Annotated in this window: 15 protein-coding genes; 5 read left to right on the top strand and 10 right to left on the bottom strand. The window is 60.8% G+C overall.

Going from position 1 to position 20,192, the window contains the following annotated elements:
* From ACQKP4_RS05775 to ACQKP4_RS05765, 3 genes are all read left to right on the top strand, one after another.
* Nucleotides 1–4,344, top strand: a 4,344-nt coding sequence (locus ACQKP4_RS05775; protein WP_427631241.1) for an alpha-2-macroglobulin family protein, incomplete at its 5' end; no start/stop codon positions are given.
* A gap of 1 nt (nucleotide 4,345) precedes the next feature.
* Nucleotides 4,346–5,965 (top strand): DUF2300 domain-containing protein, encoded by a 1,620-nt coding sequence (locus tag ACQKP4_RS05770; RefSeq protein WP_427631239.1) that lies wholly within the window; start codon nucleotides 4,346–4,348, stop codon nucleotides 5,963–5,965.
* A gap of 3 nt (nucleotides 5,966–5,968) precedes the next feature.
* Nucleotides 5,969–6,781 carry a YfaP family protein gene (locus ACQKP4_RS05765; RefSeq protein WP_427631237.1) on the top strand — a complete coding sequence of 271 codons (813 nt, stop codon included), beginning with the start codon at nucleotides 5,969–5,971 and terminating at the stop codon, nucleotides 6,779–6,781.
* A gap of 158 nt (nucleotides 6,782–6,939) precedes the next feature.
* Here the strand turns inward: ACQKP4_RS05765 and ACQKP4_RS05760 are convergent, their stop codons facing one another.
* From ACQKP4_RS05760 to ACQKP4_RS05730, 7 genes are read right to left on the bottom strand one after another with little or no spacing between them, the layout of a single operon-like run.
* Nucleotides 6,940–8,019 (bottom strand): ABC transporter ATP-binding protein, encoded by a 1,080-nt coding sequence (locus ACQKP4_RS05760; protein WP_427631236.1) that lies wholly within the window; start codon nucleotides 8,017–8,019, stop codon nucleotides 6,940–6,942.
* A 31-nt stretch (nucleotides 8,020–8,050) separates the two neighbouring features.
* Nucleotides 8,051–9,004: an SIS domain-containing protein gene (locus ACQKP4_RS05755; RefSeq protein WP_427631234.1), complete on the bottom strand. Its 954-nt coding sequence runs from the start codon at nucleotides 9,002–9,004 to the stop codon at nucleotides 8,051–8,053.
* 24 nt (nucleotides 9,005–9,028) lie between these two features.
* Entirely contained in the window at nucleotides 9,029–9,904 is an 876-nt protein-coding gene (locus ACQKP4_RS05750; protein WP_427631232.1) for a carbohydrate ABC transporter permease, read from the bottom strand.
* Nucleotides 9,904–10,809: a carbohydrate ABC transporter permease gene (locus tag ACQKP4_RS05745; protein WP_427631245.1), complete on the bottom strand. Its 906-nt coding sequence runs from the start codon at nucleotides 10,807–10,809 to the stop codon at nucleotides 9,904–9,906. Before ACQKP4_RS05745 ends, ACQKP4_RS05750 begins: the two co-directional genes overlap by 1 nt.
* Nucleotides 10,809–12,068, bottom strand: a complete 1,260-nt coding sequence (locus tag ACQKP4_RS05740; protein WP_427631230.1) for an extracellular solute-binding protein — start codon at nucleotides 12,066–12,068, stop codon at nucleotides 10,809–10,811. The genes ACQKP4_RS05745 and ACQKP4_RS05740 overlap by 1 nt, the downstream gene beginning before the upstream one ends.
* Before the next feature lie 50 nt (nucleotides 12,069–12,118).
* Nucleotides 12,119–13,051 (bottom strand): N-acetylglucosamine kinase, encoded by a 933-nt coding sequence (locus ACQKP4_RS05735; RefSeq protein WP_427631228.1) that lies wholly within the window; start codon nucleotides 13,049–13,051, stop codon nucleotides 12,119–12,121.
* Nucleotides 13,048–13,848, bottom strand: coding sequence for a DeoR/GlpR family DNA-binding transcription regulator (locus ACQKP4_RS05730; protein ID WP_427631226.1), 801 nt, complete (start codon nucleotides 13,846–13,848; stop codon nucleotides 13,048–13,050). Before ACQKP4_RS05730 ends, ACQKP4_RS05735 begins: the two co-directional genes overlap by 4 nt.
* 132 nt (nucleotides 13,849–13,980) lie before the next feature.
* On the opposite strand from ACQKP4_RS05730, the gene ACQKP4_RS05725 reads away from it, so the two are divergent.
* A complete protein-coding gene (locus tag ACQKP4_RS05725; RefSeq protein ID WP_427631224.1) occupies nucleotides 13,981–15,261 on the top strand; it encodes a D-tagatose-bisphosphate aldolase, class II, non-catalytic subunit in 1,281 nt (426 codons plus the stop codon).
* Nucleotides 15,262–15,861: 600 nt separating this feature from the next.
* Nucleotides 15,862–17,169: an amidohydrolase family protein gene (locus ACQKP4_RS05720; protein ID WP_427631222.1), complete on the top strand. Its 1,308-nt coding sequence runs from the start codon at nucleotides 15,862–15,864 to the stop codon at nucleotides 17,167–17,169.
* Between the two features lie 586 nt (nucleotides 17,170–17,755).
* On the opposite strand, the gene ACQKP4_RS05715 is transcribed toward ACQKP4_RS05720, so the two are convergent.
* The 3 genes from ACQKP4_RS05715 to ACQKP4_RS05705 all read right to left on the bottom strand — a co-directional run bounded on the left by ACQKP4_RS05715 (nucleotide 17,756) and on the right by ACQKP4_RS05705 (nucleotide 20,188).
* The gene (locus ACQKP4_RS05715; protein WP_427631220.1) at nucleotides 17,756–18,502 is read right to left on the bottom strand and encodes a S24 family peptidase; all 747 of its coding nucleotides are present in this window, start codon (nucleotides 18,500–18,502) and stop codon (nucleotides 17,756–17,758) included.
* Nucleotides 18,503–18,733: 231 nt separating this feature from the next.
* Complete coding sequence (ppa, locus tag ACQKP4_RS05710; protein WP_003205933.1) at nucleotides 18,734–19,261, bottom strand: inorganic diphosphatase; 528 nt, start codon at nucleotides 19,259–19,261, stop codon at nucleotides 18,734–18,736.
* A gap of 114 nt (nucleotides 19,262–19,375) precedes the next feature.
* On the bottom strand, nucleotides 19,376–20,188 hold the full coding sequence (locus ACQKP4_RS05705; protein WP_427631218.1) for a zinc-dependent peptidase: 813 nt from the start codon (nucleotides 20,186–20,188) through the stop codon (nucleotides 19,376–19,378).
* Nucleotides 20,189–20,192 lie beyond the last annotated feature (4 nt).

Here is a 20,192-nt window from a genome sequence, read left to right as displayed (position 1 = left end):
GCAAGTGGACATGGCCAAGGCGCGCGAAAGCGTCCAGAAAGCCCAGGTCAGCGCCTCCATCGCCAGCGGCGGCGCCAACGGCACAGCGACGGCCAGTTCAAGGGCGAGGGCCTGTCGAATACCCTCGCGTACCTGTGGGACAACTGGTATCGCAAGTCCCGTCGGGTGATGCAACGGGCGTTTTCCTACGAGTCGCGTAAACAAGTCACCGAGGAAGTGCCGGAGCTGAAGATGGGCACCGCGATTGCCGCGCCAACGCCTTACGACGCGCAGCCGCAATTTGCGCTGATTCCGGGCCTGCCGGTGGTCAGTCAATTCCGTTATCCGCTGTGGGAAGCCAAGCCGATCCAGCCGCCAGCGGGTGTAAACCTGGCCGGTTCTTCCAGCGAATTCGTCAGCGTTGCACCGGGCAATGTGTATATCCCGTTGGGCAAGCTCAAACCGGGCCTGTATCTGGTGGAAGCGCTGATCGGCAAGTACCGCGCAACCACCATGGTGTTCGTTTCCAACACCGTGGCCGTGAGCAAAATTGCCGGTGATGAACTGGTGGTCTGGGCCGCGCGCAAACACGAAGGCAGTTCGGTGCCCAAGGTCAACGTGCTGTGGACCGATGGCCTCGGCGTGATGAGCAGCGGCACCACCGACAGCGATGGTTTGCTGCGGTTGAAACACGTCAGCCCCGAGCGTTCGTTCGTGATTGGCGAGGACGAGGAGGGCGGCGTTTTCGTCTCGGAAAACTTCTACTACGACAGCGAAATCTACGACACCAAACTCTACGCCTTCACCGACCGGCCGCTGTACCGGCCGGGGGATTGGGTGTCGCTGAAAATCGTCGGGCGCGAGTTCAAGAATGCCCGGGACTCGGTGGCGCCGAGCGCTGCCGACGTCAATGTCACCGTGCTCGATGCCACCGGCACGGCGCTGCAATCGCTGGCGTTGAAGCTTGATTCCAAGGCCGGCACCCAAGGCCGATTCCAGTTGCCGGACAACGCGGTGGCGGGCGGTTATGAATTGCGTTTCAGCTACAAGGATCAGGCCTACAGCAGTGCGTTCCGCGTCGCTGAATACATCAAGCCGCACTTCGAAATCTCGCTGAACCTGGCCAAGCAGGACTACCGCACCGGCGAACCGGTGAAGGGCAGTCTGGTGCTGCTATACCCGGACGGCAAACCGGTGGCCAACGCCAAGTTGAGCCTGAGCCTGCGTGCCCAGCAACTGTCGATGGTCGACAACGAACTGCAATACCTCGGGCAATTCCCGGTGGAACTGACCAGCGCCGAATTGACCACCGACGCCAAGGGCAACGCGACCCTCGACCTGCCGGCCGCCGACAAACCGAGCCGCTATATGCTCACCGTGTTCGCCAGCGATGGCGCGGCGTATCGGGTCAAGACCACCAAGGAAATCCTGATTGACCGTGGCGCCGCAAGTTTCAGCCTGCGTGCGCCGCAACGTTTCAGTGCGGTCGGCGACAAAGTCGCGTTCAGCTACGTCAATGAAGGCGCCAACGAGCCGAGCAAAAACGTGACGCCAAGCAGCTACAGCTGGGTGCGTCTGGAAGATCAGACCACTGGCGACGGCAAGCTTGCAGCAACAGATAAAGGCTTCACCGTGGCCTTCGAACGTCCGGGCACTTACAACCTGACCTTGAAAGATGAGCATGGCCGCGTGATCGGTGCGACCGGTCATTCGGTCACTGGCGACGGCGTCAAAGCCGTGCCGGGCACCGTGGAAATCGTCCTCGACAAACCCGAGTACAAGGCCGGCGACGAAGCCCTGGCGCTGATCACGTTCCCGGAACCGGTCAGCGATGCGCTGCTGTCGCTGGAACGGGACAAGGTCGAGGCCACGGCGCTGCTGTCCAAGGGCGGCGACTGGCTGAAGATGGAGAAACTCAGCGAAACCCAATACCGCGCCCGCATTGCGGTGAAGGATAACTTTGCGCCGAACCTGACCTTCTCGGTGCTGTACACCAAGGGCGGCCAGTACAGCTTCCAGAACGCCGGCATCAAGGTGGTCGCGCCACAAATCGATGTGGCGATTGCCACCGATAAAGAGTCGTATCAGCCGGGCGATACCGTGTCGGTCGACCTGACCACGCAGTTCGCCGGCAAGCCGATTGCGGCGCACCTGACGGTCAGCGTGGTCGACGAAATGATCTACGCCTTGCAACCCGAAGTCGCGCCGACCATTGACCAGTTCTTCTACCACCCGCGCCGCAATAACGTGCGCACCAGCGCCAGCCTGTCGTTCATCAGCTACGACGTGGCGTTGCCGGGCAGCCCCGGCGCGCCGGGCAAAGCCAACCGCAGCGAGCGCGGGGTGAAAGTGCTGGAGCGGCCGCGTCGTGAAGACGTCGATACCGCCGCGTGGCAGCCGGAATTGGTGACCGATGCCAATGGCAAGACCCGCTTCACCTTCAAGATGCCGGACTCGCTGACCCGCTGGCGCATCACCGCCCGGGCCATCGCCGATGACGGCCAGGTCGGGCAGAAAAAGCAATTCGTGCGTTCGGAAAAACCGCTGTACCTGAAATGGAGCGGACCCAGCAAATTCCGCACTGGCGACAAACCGGATCTCGGTGTGTTCGCCTTCAGCCAGGCCGAGAAACCGCTCAAGGCTGAGCTGGTGATTCATTACGGCGGCGCCGATCAGCGCGTGCCGGTGACCCTGAACAACGGCATCAATTACATCGCGCTGCCGGCATTCGCGCTCGCCAGTGGCGACTGGACCGCGGAACTGGTGCAGGACGGCAAAACGGCTGACGCGCTGGCCGTGCGCCTGACCGCCACCGGTGAAGGTTGGCAGGTCACGCAAAGCCAAAGTCTGGACGTGGCCAGCGGCGATACACCGCTGACGCTGCCGGCAGACGCGACGGATATCCGCCTGCGTCTGGATGACAGCCCGCAAGCGCTGTTCCGTTCGGCGCTCGACGATCTGCTGAGCTATCCGTACGGCGGCGTCGAGCAGACGGCCAGTCGTTTGCTGCCGCTGAGCATTGCGTATCCGGCGCTGGCGTCGAACGCGCAAGTTCGCGACCGCCTGCGCCTGATCATGCAAAACAGCCGTCTGCGCCTGGTGCAAATGGCCGGGCCGTCGGCGAGTTTTACCTGGTGGGGCCAGGACGGCGAGCCGGATGCGTTCCTCACCGCTTACGCCTATTACGCGGATTGGTACGCCAGCAAAGCGCTGGAACTGAGCCTGCCGCCAGAGCATTGGCAGCGGGTGCTGGAGGTGTATTCCAAGCAAGCGAAAAACACGCCGTTGTTGCAGCGCGCGTTGATCCTGTCGTTTGCCAAGCAGATGCAATTGCCGGTCAACACGTTGCTCAGCGGCTTGATGGATGACCTGGCCAAGGCCGGCGACGGCAACGCGGCGAACCTGATGGAGGACGGCGAAGACAGCATCGTCATGAGCGATCCAGATTCGGCGTTGGGGCTGGCGGCGGCGCGTGTGCTGACGGCCACTTTGGCGAAGCAGTCGAAGGTCAATCTGCCGGATGCATTCAATCGTCAATTGCCCGATGCGCAACAACGTCTGGCGGTCAGTTCGCAGCCGTTTGCCGAAGCCTTGAACCTGTCGCTGCAAACCTTCGATCAGGCGCGCGCGACCGCGCTGCTGCAACGGCTGTTGCCACAGCAATCGACCCTGGAACGCGCCTTGGCGCTGAGCTGGCTGCAACGCAGCATCGAGCAGGCCTCGCCGACCATCGCCCTGGCGCCGGGCGAAGGCTGGAAGAAACGCTACGGCGATACCGGCGAGATCTATTGGACGTGGCAGGGCGCTACGCCAGTGCCGGCAGCGTTGTCGCTGACCGGGACGCAAGAACGTCCGCTGCGCGCCGCGCTGAGCTACCAGACCCAGCAACCAGCCGTCGACCCGATGGCGGTGAGCATCACCCGTCGCCTGTCGCGTCTGGTGCCGGGTGACGAAGCCTTCGAATTCAAACTCGAAGCGGTCGGCACCCAACCGTTGTCCAGCGACAGCCTGTACCTGGACGAAGTGATCATCACCAGCAAAGCCGCGAAGCCGCTGCGCTACGGCATGATCGAAGTGCCGCTGCCGCCGGGCGCCGATGTCGAGCGCACCACCTGGGGCATCAAGTTGACGGGCAAGGCCGGCACCGAACCGACGGCGCTGGAGAAGGCGCGTTTCGAGCCGGGGCAGATGGCTTACGCGATTCCGGTAGATGCCTTGAGCGGCGAATTGCGCGTGCGGCACTTGGTGCGCTTCTCGCAAAAAGGCCAGTTCAACCTGCCACCGGTGCGCTTCACCCAGGTCTATGCGCCGCAGCATCAGGCCCAGGAACAGAAACCGGCGCTTGGCCAGGTCACGGTCAACTGACATGACCCGGCCGCTGGTCTGGCTGCTGTTGTGTTTGCTCCCTGCGCTGGCGACCGCGCAGGACGAACCGTTGCGGCTGGGCTTCAAGGGTGAGTTGCTGTCGTTGAGCCGGACTCAATTGATTTCACGCGAACCGTTGCCTTCGGATCTGTCGACGCCGTTAGGGAGTTTGTGGAAGTTGTTTGTCTACGGTTGGCTGGTGGATACCGGGGCGCGGGAACCTGCGTATGAATGTCGCGGGCAGTCGAAGGAAGAAGTTTATTGCTGCACGGCGGGCGGCAAGATTGAGCGTGATCAGGCGCTGGTCAAGTCGTGCGGCTTGTACTTTGAGCCTGCGCGGTTGGGCATTGCCGAGGGTGATTGGCGTCAGTACTGGCAGGCAAGGCAGGCGCCGGAGTGGTTGCTGAGCTTGCCGTCATTGCAGCCTGCGACTCGGGTTCCAGTCGTCGAACTGCTGCGGATGTTGGCCGTAATGCCGGCGCAGGATCAGGCGCGGCGAGTGTTGCTGGACGTGGTGTTGAACGCCGCTGACGGCAATGTCGTGGGTGAACTCGGCGGCCGCTTGCGGGTGAAAACCTGGAGTTGGCTGGGGGATCAGGATGCTTCCTCGCGTCAGGGTGGATTTGCCGGTTGGACGGTGGATGGATCGCCGATCTGGGCCGGTGGGCGCGGAACCAGCCAGATGGTTTTGCGCCATTACGCTCAGGCGTTGGCTTCGCTGTTGCCGGTGGATTGGCCTGCGGATGCCGGGCGGTGTGTCGAGGTGGGGTTGTTTTCTCGCTATCCGATCAGCCGCGTGTTGGCGGGGGATCGGGTGGCTGACTCCGGGCCGTTGCAGGGCGACTACCGCGTCGAATTCGTCAATGGCAATCAGCTCGATATCCACAGCGGCGGTGAACTGTTTCTGCTGAAGGACAAACTCGTCGCCCGTCTGGACCGCGAAGAGTACGTCGCCCGGGTGTTGCAGCGCGAAGCCAAACCCGAACCCGTCGAAGCGGCCAAAGCCCTGGCCATCGCGATCAGGACTTACCTGCTGCAAAACGCTACCCGCCACGGCGACTGCCTGAGCATCGACGACAGCAGCAGCCGCCAACGGGTCGCGCCACGTCCAGCCACCGCCGAATCGCGCGCCATCGCCGCCTGGACCAGCGACCTCGTGCTGGCCGGCAGCACCGTCACCTACCACTCCGACCAACCCGGCCCGGACAAACTCTCCTGGCAACAAGCCGTCGAACAAGCCAACGCCGGCCAACGTTACGACGCGATCCTGCTGCACGCCTACCCGCGCGCCAGCCTCAGCCGCTGGGACAATCCCGTCGCCTCCTGCGAAGCGCTGCCCGCCGCGCAAGACTGGCTGCAAACCCAGCGCCGCAACTGGCGCCCGCGCCTGGAAGGCGAGGTCGGCTACAACGAAGTCCGCACCTTCGCCGTCTGCCGCCTGGCCTTCGGTCGGCCCTATGTCGACCGCGAACGCCAACGCATCTATGTGCGCGGCGTGCAGTCGCTGCAAGACCGACTCGACCTGACCCACGAATACCTGCACCTGGCCTTCGAAGCACACCCCAACGGCCAGGATGAAACCTACATCGAAGGGCTCGCCCGCCACCTCTTGCTGGAATAGGCCATGAAACTCCGTTATCCACAGGTCTTGCTGTTTCTCTGCTCCTTCTGCGTCCTGCCGACGACCTTCGCCGACGACGCCGTCAAACTCGACACCCACGTCGGCGGCTGGCGCACCGGCGCGGTTGACGGCGAAGGCGAAAACTTTCGCCAGACCGTCAACTACCCGGCCTCCTCGGTGAACACCCCGGCCGGCCAGGCCAACACCGCGCGCATCAGCGGCCAGATCAAAGCCACACCGAAAACCGCCGAGCCTGGCCGGTTGATCGTCAACGGGGTGAGCATGCCGCTGAAAATCGATCCGGCGGGCCGCTTTGATCGGCCGTTCTCGTTTCCAAACGGCAGCAACAGCGTCGAAGTCCGCAGCCCCGATGGGCAGCAACGGCATCGCACGCAATTTCTCAATGCCAGTGGCGGCGCCACTCCGGCGAAATTGCGGGTTCTTTTGTCCTGGGACAGCGACAACACCGACCTCGATTTGCACCTGATCACCCCCGATGGCGCACACATCTGGTACGGAGACCGGGTTGCACCCAATGGCGCGGCGCTCGATGTGGACGTGACCACCGGTTATGGCCCGGAGATCTTCGCCATGCCGGCGCCGATCAAGGGGCAGTATTTGGTTTACGTGAATTACTTCGGCGGCGGCTATCGCAGTGATGAGGACGGGCAGGCGGATGCGGTTCAGGCGCTGACCACCGCGCAAGTGACGGTGATCACCGAGGAAGGGACGCCGAACGAGAAGATGGAGACTTTTCTGGTGCCGATGCGGGCAGTGGGGGAGTTGACGCTGGTTAAGGGGTTTAGTTATCCGTGAGGGGGAACAGCAAGTTACGACCTTACACAGGCCGTTCTGAAAAAGCGGCCTGTGTAAGTGTTTCGAGCTGAAGTCAGGGGGTCATGTCACCAGGGCACGCACCCCTTCTCGGTGGCGTTGAAACGGCGGTCAGATTTTTCATCCAACAGCGAACATCTTCAATCGATCCGCAGCCCGCTGGCCTTGTCAAACACGTGCAGTTGTTCGCAACGCCCGTGTAAGGTCACCTGCCCGCCCAATGCCAGGCTGTCGCGGCGTGAAAGTGAGGCCACCAGTTGCGCCCCGCACGAGCGGCCGTAGACGTGACAGTCGGCGCCGGTGGGTTCGATCAGGTCGACGCTGAACGGCAGCGCAAAAGCGGCGCCTTCCACCGTGGCCAGCGTCACGTGCTCTGGCCGGATTCCGACCACCACGGAGGTCAAGGGTGGTCGATTGATGTATCGGCCCAACGCGATCCTTTGCCCGGCGGTGCGCACGAACGACAGCGCCCCCTCATGCTCCAGTGTCCCCTCGATCAGGTTCATCGCCGGTGAGCCGATGAAGGTCGCGACGAAGAGGTTGGCCGGAAGGTCATAGACCTCGGTAGGCGCGCCGATTTGCTCGATGCGCCCGGCGTTCATCACCACGATCAGGTCGGACATGGTCATCGCTTCCATCTGGTCGTGTGTTACGTAGATGGCCGTGGTGCCGAGCCGGCGCTGCAGCGTGCGGATCTCGATGCGCATCTGCACCCGCAGCTTGGCGTCAAGGTTCGACAGCGGTTCGTCGAACAGAAATACCTGGGGCTGGCGCACGATGGCGCGGCCCATGGCGACGCGCTGACGCTGGCCGCCGGACAACGCTTTCGGGAAGCGATCAAGGTACGGTGTGAGGCCGAGCAGGGCGGCGGTCTCACGCACGGCTTTGTCGATGCGCTCGGGGGATTCCTTGCGCAGATGCAGGCTGAAACCCATGTTCTGCGCCACCGTCATGTGCGGGTACAGCGCGTAGTTCTGGAACACCATGGCGATGTCCCGATCTTTGGGCGACAGATCGTTGATGACCCGTGCGTTGAGTTCGATGGTGCCGGAGGTGACTGTTTCCAGCCCGGCAATCATCCGCAGCAGCGTTGACTTGCCGCAGCCGGACGCGCCTACCAACGAGACAAACTGGCCGTCGGCGATGGCCAGGTCGATGCCGTGCAGCACCGGGATGGTGCCGTAGTTTTTACGAAGTTGCTGGATGTTGACCGTTGCCATAACGAAAGACCACCTGTGTCGGACCAGCGATTCAGGAAAGGCGCACAACCTTGGTCAGGTGGCGCGGTGCGGTGCTGTCCAGGTGTTTATGCTGCGCCAGGCGTTCACCGAACAACTGCATGGCCGGCAATATCGCCAGGCTGCGATCGAGGCCCTGTTGGGTGATGTCGATCGACAGGTCACCGGGGCCGCCGAAGCCGATCACAAGCGCGCCTTTGGCCTGCAGTTCAGCGCACAACAGGCTTTCTTCTTCGAGGCTCTGCGGGCTGTAGATCAGCACCACGCAGGTCTTTTCGTCGACCAGGCTGACGGGGCCGTGACGGTGTTCCAGCGGGTGGAAAACCTGGGTGTAGGTCAGGCTCATTTCCTGCAATTTCAGCGCGCCTTCGCTGGCCAGGCCGTAGTAAGCGCCGCCGCCCAGATAGACGAAGTGCGAACGAAGGAGCACGGCGCTGTTGAGTTGGCTGTCCAGCGAACGCATGGCGCGTTCGGCGCTGGCGGCAATCGTCGGGTCAAGGGTGACGCCGGCCAGGCGCAAACCGAGCAGCAACATCAGGCTCGCCGAACTGCTCATGACGATGCCTTCCAGTGCATGGGTCGGGGCGAACAGCACTTGGTCGCTGCCGAGGGCGAGGCTGCTGTCTTTTTCGCAGGTGATGCCCAGCGTTTTCAAGCCACGGGCGCGGCTGGCTTGCACGGCTTGCACGGTTTCGGTGGATTCGCCGCTGCGTGACAGGGCGATCACCTTCACGTCGGTGGTGTCGGCCAGGAAGGCTTCGGGACGTCGCGCCCATTCACCGCCCGGCACGGCGATAGCGCGTTTGCCGTTGAGGTTGAAGGCGCTGGCGACGCTTTGCGCCAGGTAATACGAGGTGCCGCAGCCGACCACGACGGTGGTGCCGGCGCTGAAGTCTGGCAATGGCTGAGTCAGTGCCGCCGCCCAGAAAGGGAATTGCTCAACGATGACGCGTTCAGTGATGTTCATGGAGGCAGTCCTTGAAGAGAGGGATTATTTGGTCGCGCCGGCAATCAGCCCGCGCACCAGAAAACGATTGAGGAAAATCACCAGCAGCACCGGTGGCAACATCGCGACCACGCCTGCGGCATTCATCAGGCCGTAGTCGACGTAATTGCGGGTGACGAACTCTGGAATCAGCACGGTCAGCGACTTGGTGGCCAGCGACGGCGAGAACACCAGCGGCACCATGAATTGGCCCCAGGCGCTGAGGAACGTCAGGATCGCTGTGGCAATCAGCCCCGGCGCCGCCAACGGCAAGACGATGCGAACCAGCGTGTAGGTGCGGCCCGCGCCGTCTAGCCACGCCGCTTCTTCAAGCGACACCGGCAACGACTGGTAAACGCTGCGCATCAGCCACAACGCCAGCGGCAGGAACGCCGAGACGTAGATCAAGGTGACGCCGAGGTAGGTGTCGATCAGGTGCAGGCTGATCATCAAGCGGTACAGCGGAATCATCACCGTGTACGCCGGCACCGCCATGCTCGCCACCACCAGTGCAAACAACAGGTCGCGACCGGGAAAGCGCAAGCGCACAAAGGCATAACCGCCGAACGCTGCGGCTACCAGCGTCAGCAGCGTTGCCGCCACCGAGGTCACCAGGCTATTGATGAACGCCCTGGAAAATTGCGGCCACACTGATTGCACTTCATTGCCCTGAGACGAACTGCTGGCGCCGAACAGCTTGGCGAAATGTTCCAGGGTCGGGTGTTGCGGCCACAGGTGAAGCTGGCCGCTGAGCATCTCTTTCGGTTCGGTAAAACTGGTGATTACCGACCAATACACCGGCCCCAACGACCACAGAATCAGCGCCAACACCGCGAGCGCGAACCCGGCCTTGCTCAAGCCTTCGAGTAAATATCTGCGCATCAGTCGAACCTCGTTTCGCGGTAGACCTTGAGCACGTAGACCATCGACACCAGCAGCGAGGCGATCATCGCCAGCACCGAAAGCGCCATGCCGTAGGAGAACTTCAGGTTCTGGAACGCCGACATGTACACCTGGATGATCAAGCTGCGGGTGTCCAGGCTCGCGCCGTTGAGAATCCACGCTTCATCGAACAGGTTGAAGGCGAACACCGTCGACTGGCTCAAGGCGATGGCCAGGCCGCCGGCAATCAGCGGCAGGGTGATCATGCGAAAGCACTTGATGCGCCCCGCGCCATCGAGTTTGGCCGCCTCATACAAGTCGCCGGGAATCGCCTGCAACGCGGCGAGCAAAATGATCGCGGTGAGTGGCAGCATGCGCCAGACGTGCACCAGGGAAATCAGCAGCAACGCGGTGTGGTGATCGTTGAACCACACCTGGTTTTCACTGATCAGCCCGATGGCCTTGAGCAGGTTGTTCAACACGCCATAACTGGGGTTGTAGATCCACAACCAGACCAGCGCGTTGACCACCGGCGGCAGGCACCAGGGCAATACCAGAATCGCCAGCAACCATTGTCGGCCGTAGCGCACCTTGTTCAGCAACAGCGCGGCGGCCAGACCGCCGAGGGTTTCCAGCAGAACCGCCAGAACCACGTAAACCAACGTGTTCCAGGTGGCGTGCTGAACGTTGCTGTCGGTTACCAGGTTCTGGTAATTGAGCAGGCCGACGAAGGGCGTGCCGGGGCGCATCGGGTCAATCCGGTACAGGCTGTCGAGCACCGTGGTCACCAGCGGCACGAACACCAGGCTGGCCATCACCAGGATGATCGGCAGCACATACGCCAGACCGAGCCAGGTTTCACCCGGTGTGGGGCGCAAGCGCTCCCTGATCGAGGCTAAAGTCATCACGGCTGCATCGCACTCTTGGCTTCTTCGGCAATCTGCGCCACGGCCTGGGCCACGGTCAGTTGCCCTTTGGCGGCCTGGTTCAGCGCACTGGATACGGCACTGGTGAACTGCGGATACCAGACGGGCGTGCCTTGTTTGAACAACGGATCGACCAGCCCGGCCTGTTGCAGGATCACGTCACCGCTTTTGAGCTTGCCCTCGCTGTTGAGCTGCTTGAGTACGCTGGTGCGGGTCGGCAGGTTGCCGAGGGTTTTGTAGCTCTCGATCTGGTTCTCAGGCTTGATGAACCAGTTGATGAAAGTCTTCGCGCCGGCGGGATTATTCGCCGTGGTCGGGATGCCCATGGCTTCCGGCAGGCCGATGGTGCGGGCGGTGCCGGTGGTGGTCAGCATCAGTGCGGCGGCGACCTGTTCAGCCACTTGAGATTTACTCGGGTCGCTGTACACCGCGACGTTACCGGCCCAACCGGCGAGGTCAAACGAGGCGTCGCCTTTCTTGAACAGCTCCTGCACTTCGACGTCCTTGAGGCCGGTCGCTGCCGGGCTGATCAAGCCTTGCTTGAGTGCGTCGATCTCGAACGCCATGGCCCGGTAACCAGCGGAGTCGGGTTTGACGAATTGCGGTTCGAGCTTGTCGTTGAATAACTCGCCGCCGAACACCTTGGTCAGCAGGTACCATGCGGTGGCGCTGCCTTCGCTGGCAGACAGGGGTAGGGCGATCGGATATTGGCTGATGTTCTTGGCTTTGATCGCTTTGGCATCGGCGAGCAGTTGATCCGGGGTGGTCGGTGCTGCGGTGATCCCGGCGCGGTTGAGGTGATCGCGGTTGTAGATCAGCACCCGAAAATCGTTGGCGTAAGGCACCGCCAGCAGCTTGCCATCGAACATGAAGAACTTCGCCGAAGGAATGTCTGCCAGGGTCGCAGCATCCACTGCATCGTTGAGCGGCTGGTACCAATTGGCGGCACCGAATTGCCCGACCCACGACCAGTCCACTTCGGTGGTGTCCGCAGGCGGGCTGCCGGCGATCATCGAGGTGGCAACCTTGGTCAGGATCTGGTCCCAGCCCAGCGTTTGCGTGTCCAGCGTCACGCCCGTTTCGCTGGCGAGGCGATCGGTCATGGCCTTGGGCAGCGTGCCCCACGGCGGCAGCAGAACTTCAGTAACGCTGGCCGCACTGGCCAGAGGTGCGAAAGCCGGGACCGTAAACGACAGCGGCAATATCGCGAGCGAAGCGAGCAAATGGCGTCGGAGCATGGCAAAACCTCTACGTCGGGAAAGGGGAGGTTGACGGCAGTGCAAGAGGACTAAAGGTTGCGTGACAGTTGTTCGATCCAGCGTTGGTCGGGGTTCCATCCCGCGTTTTGAGCGGCACGCCACAAGGCGCCACCGATGGGCGGCAGACGTGGCGCGCACGCTGCGCTGCCGATGCGACGGCGGATGCCATCGATCATCTGCGGGTTAGCGAACACGCCACCGGCATAACTCCAGGTTGCCGGTCCGGTCAGGCCGAGCAGGCGCCAGGCAGTGGTGATGTGTTCGGCCAGGTGCGCGGCGGCGGCATCCAGCACGTTGATCGCGGCGGCGTTGCCAGCATCGGCCCACGCCGACACGGCTTCGGCCAGGGCCGCGATATCGGCCCGGCGGTTGGCCAGGCCATAGACCCAGCCGGCGAGTTGTTCGGGAGCCAGGCCCAGGTGATCAAGCAGGGCTTGGGTCAACGCCGGGCACGCGGCGTCCCGGCCGTCGAGGTTGCGGCTGGCGCGGATCAACGCCTGGCAGCCGATCCAGTAGGCGCTGCCTTCGTCGCCAAACACATCGCCCCAGCCGCCGACGCGCACGTGCTCGGCGTCGGGTTCGTTGCGGCTGGCCCAGGCCATCGACCCGGTGCCGGCGAGGATCAACACACCGGCACCTTGCCCGGCGAATGCCCCATCGAAGGCGATGCGCACGTCGTTTTCCACGGTGACCGGGCAGGGCAGCGCTTGTTCTGCCGCGTTGCGCTGGGCGATGGAACACTCGGCCAGTTCGCCATGCAGCGGCAGGCCGAGGACCGCAGTCGCCAATGGCAGCCGGGCAGGGATTTGCATCAACGCGTGCAATTGAGTGGACCATTGCGAGTTGGCGGTTGGATCGAGCCCGGGCGCCGATTCACAGTGCAGTATTTTGCCCTGGCGATCGGCAACCGCCACGCGGGTTTTCGAGCCTCCGCTGTCCAGTCCCAGCACGCAGTCGTTCATGCTTGCGCGTCCTGAGTGGTAATCCCTTGGCTGGAGGCTTGTAGCGTAATGCAGCCTCGCTCGCGCAAACGTGCCCACCAACTGGCGGAAAGTTGCTCGTCGCTGATCACCGTCAAGGGTTTGTCCAGCGGCGCCACACGGTACGTCAGGCATTGACCGAACTTGCTCGAATCCACCAACAACAAGGTGCTGCCGGCACGGGCAAGCATCTTTTGATTGAGCTGCGCTTCGCTGGCGTCGAGGCTGTAGATGCAGGCATCCGGGGCAATGGCACCGGCCCCCAGAAACAATTGATCGAACCATAAGTTTTCGATCATCGCTTCAGCGAGGGCGCCGACCATCGAGGAGTTCTCCGCGCGCAGTTGGCCTCCGAGCAGGATGACTTTGATGTCGGGCGTGTTCATCAATACCTGAGCGGTGTTCAGGCAATTGGTGAACACCGACAGCGGCATGGGGTTGAGGCGCAGGCGGCGGGCCAGTTGCAGCACCGTGGTGCCCGCGTCGAGGAAGATCGTCGAGCCCGCAGCGATCTGCTCATAAGCCAAGTCGGCAATGGCGCGCTTGGCAAAAAGATTCTGGTTTTCCCGCAGGTCAAACGCCACTTCGACGCCGGCGCTCTTGGCGATTCGCGCACCACCGTGGGTGCGGTGAATGGTGCCGTCGGCTTCCAGGCTCAACAGGTCGCGGCGCACGGTGGCGAGGGAGGCGTCGGCGACCTCGGCGATGGTCTGAATGGTGCTTTCGCCGTGGCTGTAGAGGTGCTGACAGATCAGGGCAAGCCGTTCGTCTTTGGTCACTGTAATTGCTCGTTAGTGATTCATTGAAATGAAATATAAAGCTAAAAAAATCACTGTCAATCAAATTTATGATTGATTTTGATCGTTTCGCTCTCGTAAGGTGATCTCCCACGTCATCGAGAGGCACCGGTCATGCACAGTCATTATCTTCAAAAATTGGCAGGTGCCCATGCGCAAGGTCGCGTCATGGGCATTACCTCGGTGTGCTCGGCACACGCTCTGGTCATCGAAGCAGCATTGCGCAACGGCCTTAATGACACGGTGCCGGTGCTGATCGAAGCGACGTGCAACCAGGTCAACCACGAGGGTGGCTACACCGGCATGACGCCAGCGGACTTTCGGCGCTTCGTGCTGGATATCGCCGAGCGGGTCGACTTTGATCCGCAACGGTTGATCCTCGGCGGTGATCACCTGGGGCCGAATCCTTGGCGACATCTTCCCGCTGGCATCGCGATGCGCAAAGCCGAACGCATGCTCGAAGCCTATGCGCGGGCGGGATTCAGCAAGATCCACCTTGATGCGAGCATGGCCTGCATGGGCGAAACCGATCCGCTGGACGGCGCACTGGTGGCTGAACGCGCCGCACGCCTGGCGGCGGTGGTCGAACGAACGGTGAATGAGGCGGGTTTGCCGGCACCGTTTTACGTGATCGGCACCGAAGTCCCGGTGCCGGGCGGGGCCTCGGAGAAGGTCGAGAACCTGGAAGTCACTTCGCCGCAGTCGGCCAATGAAACCATCGAACTGCATCGCCAGGCTTTCATCGCCCAAGGGCTCGACGGCGTGTTTGCCCGCGTCATCGGCCTGGTAGTCCAGCCCGGTGTCGAATTCGGCAATGAAAATGTGGTGGTCTATCAGCCGGAAAAAGCCCGGCAACTGAGCGCCATTCTCCAGGGCGAGCCGCAACTTGTCTTCGAAGCCCATTCCACCGACTACCAGCCAAGCGACGCACTCCAGCATTTGGTGCGCGACGGTTTTGCGATCCTCAAAGTCGGCCCCGGTTTGACCTTCGCCCTGCGCGAGGCGCTCTATGCCCTGGACCACATCGCCGCGGCGTTGCGCTCAGTGCCGGAACAGGAAAGCCTGCGTAAAACCATGGAGGTACTGATGCTCGCCGAGCCGCACTACTGGGACCGCTACTACCACGGCGACGCCGACGCACTGCGCGTGCAGCGGCACTTCAGCTACAGCGACCGGATTCGTTATTACTGGCCGTTCGCCGCGGCAAGTCGCGCGGTCGAGGACATGTTTCTGGCCTTCGGTGACGAGCCGATTCCCGAGACGTTGGTCAGCCAGTATTTTCCGCAGTTGTACCCGAGAGTGGTGAGCGGGCAGGGCGGTGGCTCGGCGCGGGAGCTGGTATTGGCGGCGGTCGGGCAGGTATTGGCGCTGTATGCAAACGCATGTAGGCATTAAGTAATGAATCGACCCTGTTCGGGCAACATCTGGATGCTGCCCAAACAGCTATTGTTGCCGCCGACTTGTCACCGACGAAACGACGGTGCTTGTCGAGCCATGAATGGCCTCCACCCCCACCCCGGCTGAAGAAATCGTCGGTCATCCTGTTTCTGTTGGATGTATACTGCGGCAACACATCGCGTTACTTCTAGTTTGATGCCTGAAAGTTCAGCGCTTCCCATGGTCCTCGCTGCGTGCTATTGCCTGTTTTTGTTACGCATGGATTACAACTAAGAACAAATTAGTACAATTCAGGCGATTTGCCCCCCGATTGTTTCCTATATAGTTACATTTCCGCGTTTACGGAGACAATTATGGGCGAGGTTTCACGGTTATTGGGATTGGCGTTCCGACCGCTCAGTTGATTTGTTATTCAGGCAGTGCTGTTAATGCGCCAGCATGCGGTGCGGAATATAACTTCTGCAGGCGATATTGCGCGGCTAATTATAATGGCTGGATAACTTCCTGGTTTCTCCTCTGACTCGCCTAAGTAGGGTGTGCTCTGTTCGCGTGTGCGTAACCGATTAATAACGTCCAAATAATAAGAGGGGTATAAAAATGGGATGTAATAAAGCTAATCGTCTTATGTTAGCCGTGGCGCTGTCGTCGCTGGCGTTATCCGCACACGCGGAAACTGTATATATCCATGCAGGTCGTCTGGTGGATGTGGAGCGAGGCAAAGTACTCACCGATCAACGCATCACGATTGATGGCGAGCGTATCGTTTCCGTCGAGCCGTGGAGCGCCCCGCCAGCCAACAGCAAAGTAATCGATTGGTCGGCCAAGACCGTATTGCCAGGTCTCATCGATATGCACACTCATATCGCCGATTGGGACATGACCAATAACGTGGCCGAGCCGCTTCTGCATTCACCACAGGACTATGCGTTGCTGGGTGCGAAACATGCGTATCAGACTCTGCGTGCAGGGTTCACCACGGTGCACGATGTTGGAACGTACCGGGCCTTTACGGATGTCGCGCTGCGCGATGCGATCAATGCCAATCAGGTCCTGGGGCCGAGGATGAACGTTGTCGGGGCTTATATGTCGGTGCCGGGGGGCGGCGGCGAGGTGACGGGCTTTGCGCCGGGAGTGACGCTTCCGGACGACATGCGCGTCGGGGTGTTTGCTGATGCCAACGAAGCGAAGAACAAAACCCGATATCTGTTTCAGCACGGTGTCGACACCATCAAGATGATCGGCACGGGAGCTGTCCTTGCCGAAGGCACAGAGCCCGGACAGATGGAAATGTCCGAAGATGAAATGCGGGCTGTCGTACAGGAAGCCAAAGTTCACAAAAGTTATGCCACTGTTCATGCCCATGGTGCGGAGGGTATCAAGGCCGCTATACGCGCCGGCGCAAAATCCGTCGAACATGCGTCGCTACTGGATGATGAAGGCATCAAGTTAGCGAAGGAAAACGGAACCTATCTTGTGATGGACGTCTATAACGGTGATTACATCGATAAAGTTGGCCGCGAGGAAAAGTGGCCAGAAAGTTATCTGCGCAAGAACACCGAAACAACGGAAGTACAGCGTGCGGGGTTCCGCAAGGCCGTCAATGCCGGAGTAAAAATCGCCTACGGCACAGACGCAGGCATTTACCCGCATGGGAAAAATGCTCGTCAGTTTGCTTATATGGTGAAGTACGGCATGACGCCAATGCAGGCCATTCAGTCCGCAACCGTAGTTGCCGCTGACCTGCTGAACTGGAAGCAAGATGTTGGGGCCATCAGTGCCGGCCGCTATGCTGACATTATTGCCGTCGATGGCGATCCAATTGCCAACATTTCAATCCTTGAAAATGTGCCCGTTGTAATGAAGGGCGGTGCGATTGTTCCGCCTGATGTACTTGCGGACCTGTAGTGCTGCGTGATAACTCTCGCTGAGCGTAGGGCATCCTTTCGAGAATGCCCTACACCGCTATAAATGAACGACTCGCCGAAGGGTAAGATTTTCTTGCAGGAATTCGTTCAAGTCGGCAGGCCTGATGTAAGGGCACTGAACTCCGTTCGCCTAACAAGTTATTTGTCGTCTCCCTGCACATGAAATGCGTCAGGCGGGTTATCACCCAAGTGGTGGCTCCTGAGATTATTTCACGCATTAAAAAGCCGGCTTGTGGCCGGCTTCTCGGGGACTGGCTTGGATCATTTTTGGTAAACCGCGCCAGCCTTCAAAACGTACACCCGGATCTTGCGTCCGGCTGTGGGACTCGGCGAGAAAATCATCTGCCTTGTCGGTGCGATCGGAGCCGCGGGGCGGGTCGATGCGCAAATGTGGGGCGCAGCATACTGATTTTCTGGGGGAATTCCCAGCGGGGAGTGCTCAGGATCGAGTTAATCGGTCGAGTTTCAGGGTAAATGTTCCGCCGCCTTCGCGAGCAAGCTCGCTCCCGCAGGTGATCGCATTTCAATGTGGGGGTGAGCTTGCTCGCGAAGCGGACGATGCTGTGTTACAGAAACGGCACTGCCGGCCGTCGTTTGTTCAGTGTCGACCACCAGAACACCCAGCCCAGGACCCGGATGTTCTGCTGATCGATCTGCTCGGCATTGAAGATTTCATCCGGGTGCTCGGCCTTGTTGTAGCTGCGCAGCCGCAGCGCATTGCCCGGCATGCGGTGCAGGTATTTGATCCGTAGCATCCCGTCATGCTCGATGGCGTAAATCTCCCCGTCTATCACTTTGGTCAGGCCTCGGTCGATGGCGAGTGCGGAGCCATCTTCGATTTTCTCGCCCATGCTGTTGCCGATCATGTGCACGCAGATGACATCCGCATGATTGATTTCCAGCGATTCAAGGTGGCTTTTGGGCAAGCGGATGAATTGGCCGGGGTCTTCGACGACGTGGGTTTTTAAGGACCCCAAAGCAATGGGTATTTCCTTGTAGACGGGCAGCTCGACGTCGGTGGGCTCGATCACCGTGTAGATGCCGCGGATGGCCTGGGCGTCGAAGGTATTGCCGGACTCGTCGAGCAGGCGCAGGTGTTTTGAGTCTTGTGGACCTTCACCGGTTTTGAGCCAGTCGCTGTTGACCGAGAGCAGCCTGGCGACCTCTTCCATGCGGTAGGCGGGCACACCGCGGGTGTACCAGTTGTGGATGTTTTGCGCTTCGGTGTCGAAAAAAGCGGCAAAACCTGTCGTCGTTATCTTCGCTTTTTCGAGGAGCGCTTTAAACCGTGGGCCGCTAGTGTTCTTTTTCATAAACGCGAGTCTACGGGCGCAGGGCGGGGGTTTGAATAAACGAACCGTTCAAATTTCGAGGGAAATTTACGACCGGATGTAAGACGTATTTGGAACAAATTAAACATGAAAAAACTAAAGCGGCCGCGAGCTAAACGCGTTGTTTAAAAAGCGCTTTTTCAACGCCCACAAAAAACCCCGGACGAACCGGGGTTTCTCGTGAACTTGCGGCTAGGAACTCACCGCTGTTTCTCAGCCTTTATAGGCCGCAACCGACTTGGTGATCGCTTCGCGGGCGGCATCGGCGCCGGCCCAGCCTTCGATCTTCACCCATTTGCCTTTTTCGAGGTCTTTGTAGTTCGCGAAGAAGTGCTCGATCTGCTGAATCAGCAGCGGTGGCAGGTCGGTGTATTCCTTCACGTCGACGTACAGCTGCGACAGCTTGTCGTGTGGGACTGCGATGACTTTGGCATCGCCGCCGCCGTCGTCGGTCATGTTCAGGATGCCGACTGGACGAGCGCGGATCACCGAACCTGGAGCAACCGGGTAAGGGGTGACAACCAGCACGTCGAGGGGGTCGCCGTCGTCGGCCAAGGTGTTCGGGATGTAACCGTAGTTGGCCGGGTAGAACATCGGGGTGGCCATGAAACGGTCAACGAACAGGCAATCGCTGTCTTTGTCGATTTCGTATTTGATCGGCGCGTGGTTGGCCGGAATCTCGATCGCGACGTAGATGTCGTTCGGCAGGTCTTTGCCAGCCGGAATCTTGCTGTAGCTCATTGGGCGGTGCCCCCGTTAGTTGACCAAAAACACTTGGCCGGATTGACCAAAAAGTGGCGGCGATTATAGGCATATTCCGCCGTCGACGCCATGGACCAGAGGTCGTACAGGACCTTAGTCGCGTGGCTGATAGACCGGGTCTTCGGCCAGAAGTTGCCGCAGCCGGGTCAATGGGTCCTGCCGGTAAAACAGCTTCAGCTGCTCATAGACCTGCGGATAAGCCTCATGCAGCAGATCCGGGGCACTGAAGAAGTATTCGCTGGTGACGGCGAAGAATTCGGCCGGGTTCTCGGCGGCGTACGGGTCGATGGCGGTTTGCGCGTCGGGATGGCGCTCCAGTTGTTGGTCGAGGTCATCGTAGGCTTGCTGCATGACCTTGGCCCAGTCGCTGACCCGCATGTCGGCGTGCAGCGGCGGCAGGCCATTGGCGTCGCCATTGAGCATGTCCAGTTTGTGCGCGAGTTCGTGGATCACCAGGTTGTAACCTTCCCAGCCGCCGCTGGCCATCACGCCGGGCCAGGCGAGGATGATCGGGCCTTGTTGCCAGGCTTCGCCGCTGTGTTCGCCGTTCCATTCATGCTCGACGCCGCTGGCATCGCGATGGCGTTGCGGGCTGAGGAAATCATCGGGATACAGGACGATTTCGTGAAACCCCTGATACCAGTTCAGGTCGCCCAGATTCAGCAGCGGCAATTGCGCCTGCACCGCGAGCAGCAGCCGTTGCTCCTGATGGAGTTCAACGCCGGGCAGGGCGGTCAGGTGTTTTTCCTGCAGGAACAGCACGCTGGCTTCGCGCAGCCATTGGTCTTCGGCAGCGGTGATGCCGTCCAGAAAACTCAGGTGATGGCGCACCCGCTGCCACATGTCGTCGGCAATCGGGTGCTTGGCCAAAGTGCGCTGGCGACGCCAGGCGCTAAGCGACCACATGGTC

Source organism: Pseudomonas sp. NPDC086278, assembly GCF_050280905.1.
Taxonomy (GTDB): domain Bacteria; phylum Pseudomonadota; class Gammaproteobacteria; order Pseudomonadales; family Pseudomonadaceae; genus Aquipseudomonas.
Note: the sequence above shows the minus strand (reverse complement) of the source record. Positions and strands in the feature narration are given on the sequence as shown.